This window comes from Streptomyces sulfonofaciens (assembly GCF_014656295.1).
Lineage (GTDB): Bacteria > Actinomycetota > Actinomycetes > Streptomycetales > Streptomycetaceae > Streptomyces > Streptomyces sulfonofaciens.
In genome coordinates this window covers 33,283-45,161 of record NZ_BNCD01000003.1, presented here as the reverse complement: position 1 = coordinate 45,161, position 11,879 = coordinate 33,283, and the positions used below count along the sequence as shown (strand labels likewise).

6 protein-coding genes and 1 pseudogene are annotated in these 11,879 nt (G+C 68.7%); all 7 read left to right on the top strand.

The window, feature by feature from the left end:
• Positions 1–4 precede the first annotated feature (4 nt).
• The 7 genes and pseudogenes from IE313_RS05985 (at position 5) to IE313_RS05955 (ending at position 11,876) form a co-directional block, all read left to right on the top strand.
• Entirely contained in the window at positions 5–2,449 is a 2,445-nt protein-coding gene (locus tag IE313_RS05985) for an RICIN domain-containing protein (protein WP_189929882.1), read from the top strand.
• A gap of 46 nt (positions 2,450–2,495) precedes the next feature.
• A complete protein-coding gene (locus IE313_RS05980) occupies positions 2,496–3,620 on the top strand; it encodes an SGNH/GDSL hydrolase family protein (protein ID WP_189929881.1) in 1,125 nt (374 codons plus the stop codon).
• Between the two features lie 34 nt (positions 3,621–3,654).
• Positions 3,655–5,121 (top strand): annotated as a pseudogene (locus tag IE313_RS05975) (glycoside hydrolase family 10 protein); the annotation flags it as partial.
• Positions 5,122–5,444: 323 nt separating this feature from the next.
• The gene (locus IE313_RS05970; RefSeq protein WP_189930253.1) at positions 5,445–6,851 is read left to right on the top strand and encodes a lectin; all 1,407 of its coding nucleotides are present in this window, start codon (positions 5,445–5,447) and stop codon (positions 6,849–6,851) included.
• Between the two features lie 86 nt (positions 6,852–6,937).
• Positions 6,938–8,569 (top strand): glycoside hydrolase family 27 protein, encoded by a 1,632-nt coding sequence (locus IE313_RS05965; protein WP_189929879.1) that lies wholly within the window; start codon positions 6,938–6,940, stop codon positions 8,567–8,569.
• Positions 8,566–10,032 carry an arabinofuranosidase catalytic domain-containing protein gene (locus IE313_RS05960; RefSeq protein WP_229924420.1) on the top strand — a complete coding sequence of 489 codons (1,467 nt, stop codon included), beginning with the start codon at positions 8,566–8,568 and terminating at the stop codon, positions 10,030–10,032. Before IE313_RS05965 ends, IE313_RS05960 begins: the two co-directional genes overlap by 4 nt.
• A 14-nt stretch (positions 10,033–10,046) precedes the next feature.
• Complete coding sequence (locus IE313_RS05955; RefSeq protein WP_189929878.1) at positions 10,047–11,876, top strand: RICIN domain-containing protein; 1,830 nt, start codon at positions 10,047–10,049, stop codon at positions 11,874–11,876.
• The last annotated feature ends 3 nt before the right edge of the window (positions 11,877–11,879 follow it).

Sequence of the window (11,879 nt, the reverse complement as noted above, 5' to 3'; positions counted from 1 at the left end):
TGACATGTCCAGACCAGTACCGTTCCGGGCCCGCTGGGCCACCCCCGCGGGGCTGCTCGCCTTGCTGGCCGGCAGCGTGGCCACGGTCGGGACCGCGAGCGCCGCACCGGCCGCAGACCAGGCGGCCACCGCCGCCCTGTACGTGGCGCCGGGTGCGGCTCCCGGTGGCAACGGCAGCGCCCAGCAGCCGTTCGCGACCATCGAGCAGGCGCAGCAGCCCGCGCACCAGCTCTCGGCCGACGCGGACGTCGTGGTCTACCTGGCAGGCGGCACCTACCGGCTGTCCGAGCCGCTGGCCTTCGGAGCCGGCGACGGCGGCCAGAACGGCCACACCATCACCTACCAGGCCGCCTTTGGGCAGCAGCCGGTCGTGACCGGCGCCCAGCAGGTCACCGGCTGGCAGGAACAGGATCAGACGAACAACATCTGGTCGGTGCACGTCGGCACCGGCGTGCACACGCGCCAGTCGTACGTGAACGGCAAGGAGGCACCTCGGGCGGCGATCCAGGTGTCCCGCTCCGCCTTCACCTTCACCCAGACCGGCCTGACCTTCACCGACTCCTCGCTCGACTACCTGTGGGGCCTCTCGGACCAGAGCCACATGGAAGTCGAGAGCGTCGACTCCTTCACCGACCGCTACGCGCCGGTCCAGTCGATCAGCGGCCGGACCATCACGATGCAGCAGCCCGCGTGGAACAACAACTCCTGGGGCTACGACACCATCAACGCACCGTTCGCCGGCGGGACGACGTACCTGGAGAACAACTACGCGTTCCTGAAGCAGGCCGGGCAGTGGTACCTCAACGCGTCCACCGGCGACCTGTACTACCGGGCCCCGTCGGGGCAGAACCCGAACAGCCTCGACGTCGAAATGCCCCGGCTGCAGAGCCTCCTCGGCGTCAGCGGGCGCTACAGCTCGCCGGCGGCCGATCTCCACTTCAGCGGCATCCACTTCACCGGTACCTCCTGGCTCGGCCCGAGCGGCTCCGACGGCTACGCGGACCAGCAGAGCGGCGCTTACCTAACCGGCGCGTACCCGATGCCCGCGAACTGGCCGACCAGTTGCAAGTCGGGGTGCACGCAGTTCGAGGCCACCCGCAACCACTGGGCGCAGATGCCCGCGGCCGTCCAGGTCTCCGCCGCCAGCGGCATCACGTTCTCCGGCAACACCTTCTCCGAACTCGGGCAGGCCGGTATCGGCGTGGGCAACGACGCCGCCGCCACGGCCTCCGGCACGGGACTCGGCGCCAGCGGCGTCACCGTCACCGGCAACACATTCACCGACCTCGCCGGGAGCGGCATCCAGGTCGGCGGGATCCGGCCGGACGCTCACCACCCCAGCGATGCGCGGATGACCAACCAGAACATCACCATCAGCAACAACAAGGTCAGCGGGGTGGGCACCGACTACAAGGAGACCGCCGGGATCCTGTCCACCTACGTCACGAACGCGACGATCACCCACAACCAGGTGGACCACCTCCCGTACGACGGGATCGACATCGGCTGGGGCTGGGGCGTCAACGACCCGGGCGGCAGCCAGGACTACGTCAACCGCGGCACGTACGACCACCAGCCCGTCCACAGCACTCCCACGACGCTGAAGAACACCACCGTCTCCCACAACCTGATCCACGACACCAAGAACGCGATGTTCGACGGCGGCAGCATCTACGCCCTGTCCGCGAACCCCGGCGCGGTGATCTCCGACAACTACATGTACGACAACAACCACACCACCGCGCCGTACCTCGACGAGGGCGCCCGCTATCTGACGGTGTCCCACAACCTGGTGCAGGACGCGGGCAACCGGGCGCTGACCAACGCCAACGCGAACAACCACACGGACGACAGCACCTTCTCCGGCAACTGGTACAACGGCGGCAACACCTACGTGGCAACCGGTCCGCCGCACAACACCGTCCTCACCGGAAACGTCCAGGTCAGCGGCACCAACTGGCCGCAGGGCACCAAGGACGTCATCCAGCAGGCCGGCGTCCAGTCCACAGGCGGCGGCTTCCCCACCGGCTACCACCGGCTGGTGATCGGCAGCAACAACCTGTGCCTGGACGTGTACGGCAACTCCGGCAGTCCGGGCGCCAAGATCGACCAGTGGACCTGCAACGGGCAGGCCAACCAGCAGTTCCAGTTCGTGCCGGCCTCAGGCGGCTACGGCCGGCTTCAGGCGCAGAACTCCGGGCTGGTCGTGGCGGTGTCCGGCGATGCCACCGCCGCCGGTACGCCCGACGTCGTGCAGCAGGCCGCGAACGGTGCGACCGGCTGCCTGTGGCTGCCGGTGCAGCAGTCCGACGGCTCGTACTCCTTCCAGAACCAGAACAGCGGCTTGTGCCTGGACGTGTACGGCGGCGGCAGCAACACCGGCCAGCAACTCGACCAATGGCCGTGCAAGAACGCCGCCGGCTCCAACCAGGACTTCACTCCGCGCTGACCGGCTCGTTCCCTACGCCCGCCGTCCCGCACCAGTGAGGAAACAGATGAAGAAGCTCTTGGCAGCCTTGGTCGCGGTGCTGTCGGCCGCGCTCGGTACGGGCGCGGCATGGCCCGCGGCGGCCGCCACCGGCACCTCGGCGTCCGCCGCCGCGCCCGCCACCCTGCGGCTGATGCCGTTGGGCGACTCGATCACCTGGGGCGTCGGCAGTGCGTCCGGGAACAGCTACCGGAGCTTTCTGTGGAACCGGCTGGCCGCCGAGGGGCACACCCAGGACTTCGTCGGCTCGGGCCGCAACGGCACCATGTCCGACCCGGACAACGAGGGCCACAGCGGCTGGCGGATCGACCAGATAGCCGGCATCGCGGACTCCGTGCTGGCCCGCTTCCGGCCGAATGTCGTCACGCTGGAGATCGGCACCAACGATCTGAACGGCAACTACCAGATCCCGACCGCCGCTGACCGGATGCGTGCGCTGATCGACCAGATCACCAACGCCGCACCCGACGCGACCGTCCTCGTCGGCACCGTGCTCATCTCCACCAGCGGTACGGAGGAGGCCAACCGGCCCGCGTTCAACGCCAAGCTGCCCGGCATCGTCCAGGCCGAGCAGGCGGCCGGCAAACACGTCCGCCTGGTCGACATGAGTGCCCTGACCACCGCGGACCTGTCCGACTCGCTGCACCCCAACGACAACGGCTTCAGCAAGATGGCGGCGGCATTCGACGCAGGTGTCCAGGCCGCGGACGCCGCCGGCTGGATCAAGCCGCCGGTCTCCGTGGGTGGCGGGCAGGTGCGCTCCGGCATCGCGGGGAAGTGCCTGGACGTCAACGGCGGCAGCAACGCCAACGGTACCGCCGCGCAGATCTGGACCTGCAACGGTTCCACCGGGCAGCAGTGGTCCGCGCGCTCCGACGGCACCCTGCGGGCGCTCGGCAAGTGCCTCGACGCCACCGGCCGCGGCACCGCCAACGGCACCAAGATCGAGATCTGGGACTGCAACGGCGGCACCAACCAGCAATGGCTGGCCTACAACAGCGGCTACCGCAACCCGGTCTCCGGCCGCTGCCTCGACGATCCCAACTCGTCCACCGCCGACGGTACGCAGCTAGTCCTGTGGGACTGCAGCGGCGGCGCCAACCAGCAGTGGACCGCGCTACCGGTCTCGTAACCCCCGGACCCACCCACAAGGAGATTGATTCCTCATGTCCTGGCTCAACGAAGAGCCCCGCCGCCGCAAGCTCCTGGCCCCGGTCGCCGGATTGATCGCCGGTACGGTACTGGCCCTGGCCGGGCCGGCGAGCCTCGAGGCACATGGCGCTTCCAGCACGCTGGGTGCGGCCGCGGCCGACAGCGGCCGCTATTTCGGCGCCGCCGTGGCCGCCGGGAGACTCGGCGACTCGACGTATTCCACGATTCTCGACCGGGAATTCAACATGATCACCCCGGAGAACGAGATGAAGTGGGACACCACGGAACCGTCCCGCGGCAACTTCAACTTCGGCCCGGCCGACCAGATCGTCAGCCACGCCTCCGCGCACGGTCAGCGGATGCGCGGCCACACCCTGGTGTGGCACGGGCAGTTACCCGGCTGGGTCAGCTCCATCGGCGACGCGGGCACCTTGCGCAGCGTGATGAACAACCACATCACCACCGTGATGAACCACTACAAGGGGAAGATCTACGCCTGGGACGTGGTCAACGAGGCCTTCGCCGACGGCTCCACCCAGCACCGCAGCTCGGTCTTCCAGAACGTACTCGGCAACGGCTTCATCGAGGAGGCGTTCCGCACCGCCCGGTCCGTCGATCCCGCGGCCAAGCTCTGCTACAACGACTACAACATCGAGAACTGGAGCGACGCCAAGACGCAGGGCGTCTACGCGATGGTCAAGGACTTCAAGGCGCGCGGCGTGCCCATCGACTGCGTCGGCCTGCAGAGCCACTTCGGCTCCGGCGGCCCGCCCGCCGGCTTCCAGACCACGCTGTCCAACTTCGCCGCCCTCGGCGTCGACGTCCAGATCACCGAACTCGACATCGCCCAGGCGTCTTTGACCGCCTACGGCAACACGGTCCGGGCGTGCATGAACGTCGCCCGCTGCACCGGCATCACCGTGTGGGGGATCAGGGACAGCGATTCGTGGCGGTCCGGGGAGAACCCGCTGCTGTTCGACGGCAACGGCAACAAGAAGCCGGCCTACGACGCCGTCCTGTCCGCGCTGGGCGGCGAGGGGAACACGGGGGGCGGCATCGTCTCGGGCACGGTGTACTCGGTGAGCAATGCCGCCGCGGGCCGGGTGCTGGACGTACCGTCGGGACAGACCGGGAACGGCACGTCCGTGCAGGTCTGGGACGCCAACGGCACGGCTGCCAACCAGCAGTGGCGGGCGAGCCAGAACAGCGACGGCTCGTACACGCTGACGAACGTCGGCAGTGGGCGGGTTCTGGACGAGCCGGGCGGTCAGACGGCCAACGGCACGCAGATGGTGATCTGGGACGCCAACGGCGGCGCGAACCAGCACTGGCGGGCGAGCCGGAACGGCGACGGCTCGTACACCTTGACCAACGTCGCTTCCGGACGGGCGCTGGAGACACCCGGCGGCCTGACGGCCAACGGGACACCGGTCCAGATCTGGGACTCCAACGGCGGCGCCAACCAGCACTGGAACTTCAAGTGAGGTGATCCGGCGAGAACTCCCGCGCCCGGTGTGGCGGCTTTGGCCGGGCGCTGGTTCCGGCATGCCTTCACGGCGGTCTGACCGAGGTAGACATGGGATCGATTACGTTAACCCCGGGAGCGATATGTGTATTGACAGGCGAAGTGCCTTGTGGAATCACTATGGCACATGGGATGTCTGAGCGCGTTTCGCAAAGTCGGAGCGCTCCCGGACCCTCGCCCTCCACATACCCGAGGAACACCATGCAGCCTTCATCGGTTTCGTTCCGGAGCTCCCGCTCGACGACGGCCGCCGCCGTCTGCGTGACGGCACTGCTGGCCATGCTGCTGTCGATCGCGCCGGCGCGGTCGGCATCGGCGCCGGCACCCCTGGTGAGTGCGGCGTCGGGGCGGTGCCTCGATGTCAAGGGCGGTGTCGACACGGCGGGCACGGCGCTGGACGTCTGGGACTGCAACGGTCAGGCGAACCAGGCGTTCGAGTTCACGTCGGCGGGTGAGCTGAGGACGATGGGCGGCACCCGGTGCGTGGACGCCTACGGCGACCGGACCGCTCCGGGAACCGCGGTGATCATCTGGTCCTGCAACGGGCAGCAGAACCAGCAGTGGCGGCAGAACGCCGACGGCTCCATCACCGGCGTCCAGTCCGGCCTGTGCCTGGACGTCAACGGGGCGGGCACGGCCAACGGCACCGCGGTCATCCTGTGGACCTGCAACGGCCAGAGCAACCAGAAGTGGAGCACGCCGTCGACTCCGCCGCCCGACGGATCGGGCCCGTGCGACATCTACGCGGCGGGCGGTACGCCGTGCGTGGCCGCGCACAGCACGGTGCGGGCGCTCCTTGGGTCGTACGGCGGCAACCTGTACCAGGTCAGGCGCTCCTCGGACAACGCGACCAGGAACATCGGTGTGCTTGCGGCCGGCGGCTTCGCCGACGCGGCGGCGCAGGACGCGTTCTGCGCGGGCACCTCGTGTGTGATCACGGTCGTCTACGACCAGTCCGGACACGGCAACGACCTGTGGTACCAGGGTTCGGCCCAGGTCCCGGGATCGAGCCAGAGCAGCCCCGCCAAGGCGGCCTCCGAGTCGCTGACCGCCGGGGGCACCAAGGCGTACTCGCTCTACATCAATCCCGGGAACAGCTACTGGCGGGACGGTCACCTGACGGACGTGCCGACCGGCAGCGCGCCCGAAGGGGCGTACATGGTGACCAGCGGCACCCACGTCAACGGCGGCTGCTGCTTCGACTACGGCAACAGCGAGACGACGAGGAGCGCCGACGCCGCCGGGGCGATGGACGCGATCAACTTCAGCACCCAGTGCTGGTTCGGCGGCTGCTCGGGCAGCGGCCCCTGGGTGCAGGCCGATCTCGAATGGGGCCTGTACTCCGGTGGCAGCCAGTCCTGGAACCCCAACCAGCGGGCGTTCACCAGCAAATTCGTCACCGCGATGCTGAAGAACAACGGGACGTCGAGATTCGCCCTCAAGGGTGCCAACGCGCAGTCCGGCAGCCTGACCACCTTGTGGGACGGCGGCCTGCCGAACGGATACAGCCCGATGAAGAAACAGGGAGCCATCGTCCTGGGAAGCGGCGGTGACTGCTGCAAGCCCGGCGGCGGCGCCAACCTGAGCGCCGGCACCTTCTACGAGGGGGCCATCGTCGCCGGCTACCCGTCCGACGCGACCGACAACGCGGTACAGGCCAACATCACCGCGGCCGGCTACCGCTGAGGTTCGCCCCCGTGCTGGAGGAGGCCGGCCTCCTCCAGCACACCCAATGCACGGCCACGAGAGACCCGCCCAGGAGAGTTATTGACATGGCCATTATTAGACGACTTCTGTCCCTCCTCCCGCGACCGCTCTTGCGCAGGGCGGTGGCGCTCACCTCGGTCGCGCTGCTCATCGCGGCGGCCTCCGTCGTCTCAGCCGGCACGGCGCAGCCCGCCGCCGCGCTGGACAACGGGCTCGCGCTGACCCCGCAGATGGGGTTCAACGACTGGAACGCGTACGGCTGCGACGTCTCCGAGTCGCTGATCAAGTCCACCGCGCAGGCGATGCATACGAACGGCATGCAGGCGGCGGGATACGAGTACGTCAACATCGACGACTGCTGGATGACCCACAGCCGCGATTCCGCCGGCCGCTTGGTGCCGGATCCGGCCAAGTTCCCCGACGGCATCAAGGGCACCGCGGACTACGTGCACTCGCTGGGGCTGAAGCTGGGGATCTACGAGGACGCGGGCACCGCGACCTGCGCCGGGTATCCGGGCAGCCTGGGACACGAGACCACGGACGCGCAGACGTTCGCGTCCTGGGGCGTGGACTACCTGAAGTACGACAACTGCAACAACAACGGTGTGCCGGCGCAGACCCGGTACACCGCGATGCGGGACGCCCTGGCGGCCACCAGCCGGCCGATCCTCTACAGCCTCTGCAACTGGGGCCAGGACAATGTGTGGACCTGGGGCGCGAACGTGGGCAATAGCTGGCGTACCACCGGGGACATCAGCGCGAACTTCGCCAGCATGCTGTCGATCTTCCACAGCAACGTGGGGCTGGCCTCCTACGCCGGTCCGGGCCACTGGAACGACCCGGACATGCTGGAGGTCGGCAACGGCTCGATGACGGCCACCGAGAGCCGCAGTCATTTCAGCCTGTGGGCGGAGATGGCCGCGCCGCTGATCGCCGGCACCAACATCCCCCAGGCGAGCGCGGACACCCTGGCCACGCTGACCAACTCCCGGGTGATCGCGGTCGACCAGGACCCCCTGGGGAAGCAGGGCACCCTGGTGTCGTCCGCGGGCGGCCTGGACGTGCTGGCCAAGCCGCTTGCGGGCGGGGACGTGTCGGTGGTGCTGTTCAACGAGACGGGCTCGACCGCGACCATCTCCACCACGGCGGCGGCGATCGGCAAGACCGGGGCGTCCAGTTACGCCCTGACCGACCTGTGGTCGGGAGCGACCTCAAGCACCTCGGGCACGATCAGCGCCTCGGTGCCGGCGCACGGGACGGTGATGTACCGGGTCGCGGGCGGCACCAGCGGCGGCACCGACGTGACCGGCGAGTTGCGCGCGGTGGGCGCGGACAAGTGCCTGGACGTACCGAACTCGAGCACGGCCGCCGGCACCCAGGTGCAGATCTGGAGCTGCACCGGCGGAACCAACCAACGATGGACGCACTCCACGTCCAACCAGCTCACCGTCTACTCCGGCAGCAGCCAGATGTGCCTGGACGCGTACGACAACCAGACCGCGCCCGGAACGAAGGTGGTGACCTGGCCCTGCAACGGCCAGCGGAACCAGCAGTGGACGCTGAATTCCAACGGCACGATCACCGGCGTCCAGTCCGGCCTGTGCCTGGACGTCACGGGAGCGGCCACCGCCGACGGGACCCTCGCCGAGCTGTGGACCTGCAACGGCGGCAGCAACCAGAAGTGGACGCTGGCATGAGGTCCCCCGCGCTCCCCCTTCGATGCGCAGCCCTGATCATGGTTGCCCTGGCGGTGATCGTGGCCGCGTTCAGCACACCGGCGGTCGCGGCCGGCGCCTCGCTTCCGTGCGACATCTATGCCGCGGGCGGTACGCCGTGTGTGACGGCGCACGCCACGACCAGGGCGCTCTTCGCGTCGTACGGCGGGCCGCTGTACCAGATCCAGCGGGCCTCCGATCACAGCTACCGCGACATCGGGGTGCTCGGTCCCGGCGGCTACGCGGACGCCGCGTCCCAGGTGTCGTTCTGCTCGGGCACGTCGTGCACGATCACGAAGATCTACGACCAGACCGCCCGGCACAACGACCTGCCGATCTCCTGGGGCGGCTACTGGAAGGGGCCAGGACCCAACGGCTCCGACATCGGGGCGGATGCCATGGCCCTGCCCGTGACCGCCGGCGGCCACCAGGTCTTCGGGGTCAAGGTCACCCAGGGTGTCGGCTACCGGCACGACAACGCGAGCGGGGTCCCCACCGGTTCCCAGCCCGGCGGCATCTACATGGTGACGTCGTCGAACTACACGAACCAGTGGTGCTGCTTCGACTACGGCCTCGGCGAGAACACCCACACCGACACCGGCAACGCCACCATGAACGCCATCTACTGGGGCAACGCCTGCTGGTTCGGCGGCTGCACCGGCACCGGCCCGTGGGTCGAGGCCGACCTGGAGAACGGCATGTTCCACACCAACACCGGCTCCAACAAAGACCCCAGCAACAGCGGCGTGCACTACCCCTTCGTCAGCGCATGGGAGAAGAACAACGGCACCAGCAACTTCGCCCTGAAATACGGCAACGCCACCAGCGGCGGCCTGACCACCACCTTCTTTGGCCCCTTACCGAACGGCTACTCACCGATGAAGGTGGACAGCTCGGTCCTGCTCGGGACGGGGGGCGACAACAGCGTCTCGGGCGTCGGCGAGTTCTTCGAAGGCGCGGTGACGTCGGGCTATCCCTCCGACGCCACCGAGAACGCCGTCCAGGCCGCCATCACCGCGGCCGGCTACGGCGGCGGAGGCAGCACCGGCACGACGGGCGCGCTGCACGCGGTGGGTGCGGGCAAGTGCCTGGATGTGCCGAACTCGTCCACCACGACCGGCACCCAGATGCAGATCTGGAGCTGCACCGGCGGCGCCAACCAGACCTTCACCCGTACGTCCGCCAACCAGATGACCGTCTACAGCGGCGGCAGCCAGCTATGCCTGGACGCCGACAACCAGGGCACCAGCCCCGGCACCAAGGTCATCACCTGGACCTGCAACGGCCAGAACAACCAGCAGTGGAACGTCAACGCCAACGGCACCATCACCAGTGCCCAGTCCGGCCTCTGCCTGGACGTCACCGGCGCTTCCACCGCCAACGGTGCCCTGGCCGAACTGTGGACCTGCAACGGCGGATCCAACCAGCAATGGTCGATGAGCTGACCGCGGAGGATCCCATGAGAACGAGAGCGAGACGCGGCCGCCTGGTACTCGCGGTCGGCACCGTCCTGGCGTTCGTGCTGCAGATGCTCGCGACGGCCGAGAGCCGGGCCGCCGCGGGCGAGGCGCTGAGCGTGAGCCTGGCGTCGGATCGGGGCCCGGCGACCGGCGTGGGCGAGGGGTTTCTCTACGGGTTCACGGCGGACGGCAGTCAGCCGGCGGACCAGTTCATCAAGCCGCTGGGGGTCAACGCGTTCCGCGGCGGCGGCTGGTTCTCCGGCGGCTGGATCAAGGACGACTACCAGTACGGCTCCGCCACCCGGGCTGACCTCGACTCGATCATCGCGCAGGGAGAACGGCTCACCCAGGCGCCCTATCACGCGCAGTACCAGGTGCTGGTCAGCGACATCTACGGCGCCAACGGCGGCCAGCCGTCGAACACCAGGTATCCGTGCGACAACGGCGACTGCTCCAACTGGATCAATTTCATCGACTCCACGGTGGGAGCGCTGCAGGCTTCGGGGCTGACGTTCGCGTACGACATCTGGAACGAGCCGGACATCTCCTACTTCTGGACCCGGGGCGTGAACAGCGCTCAGTACTTCCAGATGTGGGACACCGCGTACCGCGAGATCCGGCGCCTCGCCCCCTCGGCGAAGATCGTGGGGCCGTCCTTCGCCTTCACCCCGCAGCGCAACCCGGGCCAATGGCAGACCTGGCTCGCGCATGCGAAGGCGGCCGGGACGGTGCCGGACATGATCGCCAACCACAATGAGGGCGATGTCGACGACCCGGTCACCGTCTCGCAGTCCCTCAACAGCAGCCTGAACGCGGCGGGCATCGGCCCGCTGCCGCTGTCCTCGAACGAGTACCAGCCGGCCGACCGGCAGACCGCCGGGGTGACGGCGTGGTACCTGGCGCGGTTCGCGCAGTCCGGGTACACGAACGCGATGCGCGGCAACTGGGTGTGCTGCATGACCCCGAACCTGACCGGGGTCCTGACCCAGAGCGGGGGAAGCTGGCAGCCGACCGGCAACTGGTGGGCGCTGCGGGACTACGCCGACATGACCGGCACCCTCGTGGAGACCTCCGGCCAGGTCGGCTCCACCGCGATCTCGGCCTCCCAGGACTCCGTCAACAAGCGCGCCGTGGCGATGATCGGCGACGCGAACGGCTACACCGGCTCCGCGTCCGTGGCCTTCAACGGGCTCGCGTCCGTGCCCTGGCTGGCGGACGCCGGCAGCGTGCACGTCACCGTGCACCGCATCCCGGACCAGGCGCCGCTCGCCGCGCCGCAGATCGTGTACGACCAGAACGTCGGCACCTCGGCCGGCTCGCTCACGGTGCCGCTGTCGTTCCAGGCCTCGCACGACGCGTTCGCGGTCTATCTGACACCCGCCACGTCCGGCGCCGGCTTCCCGAGCGGTTACCACCAGCTCGTGGTCGCCGACAACAACCTGTGCCTGGACGTACACGGCAACTCCGGCAGCGCGGGCGCCGCGATCGACCAGTGGACCTGCAACGGGCAGAGCAACCAGCAGTTCCGGTTCGTGCCGGCCTCTGGCGGCTACGGCGAACTGCGGGCCCAGAACTCGGGCCTCGACGTGGCGGTGGCCGGCGGCTCCACGACGGCGGGCACCCCGGACATCGTCCAGCAGGCCACCGGCACGGCGGCAAGCAGCCTCTGGCTGCCCGTACGGCAGTCCGACGGCTCCTACGAGTTCCAGAACAAGAACAGCGGCCTGTGCCTGGACGTCTACGGCGCGTCCGACACCCCGGGCCAGCAACTCGACCAGTGGCCGTGCAAGAACGCTCCCGGCACCAACCAGAACTTCGTACTCCGCTGACCA

What these genes read in the sequence shown, in the direction of transcription:
- IE313_RS05985 (WP_189929882.1), top strand. Translation starts at nt 5, where the DNA reads ATGTCCAGACCAGTACCGTTCCGGGCCCGCTGGGCCACCCCCGCGGGG.
- IE313_RS05980 (WP_189929881.1), top strand. Translation starts at nt 2,496, where the DNA reads ATGAAGAAGCTCTTGGCAGCCTTGGTCGCGGTGCTGTCGGCCGCGCTC.
- IE313_RS05970 (WP_189930253.1), top strand. Translation starts at nt 5,445, where the DNA reads ATGCTGCTGTCGATCGCGCCGGCGCGGTCGGCATCGGCGCCGGCACCC.
- IE313_RS05965 (WP_189929879.1), top strand. Translation starts at nt 6,938, where the DNA reads ATGGCCATTATTAGACGACTTCTGTCCCTCCTCCCGCGACCGCTCTTG.
- IE313_RS05960 (WP_229924420.1), top strand. Translation starts at nt 8,566, where the DNA reads ATGAGGTCCCCCGCGCTCCCCCTTCGATGCGCAGCCCTGATCATGGTT.
- IE313_RS05955 (WP_189929878.1), top strand. Translation starts at nt 10,047, where the DNA reads ATGAGAACGAGAGCGAGACGCGGCCGCCTGGTACTCGCGGTCGGCACC.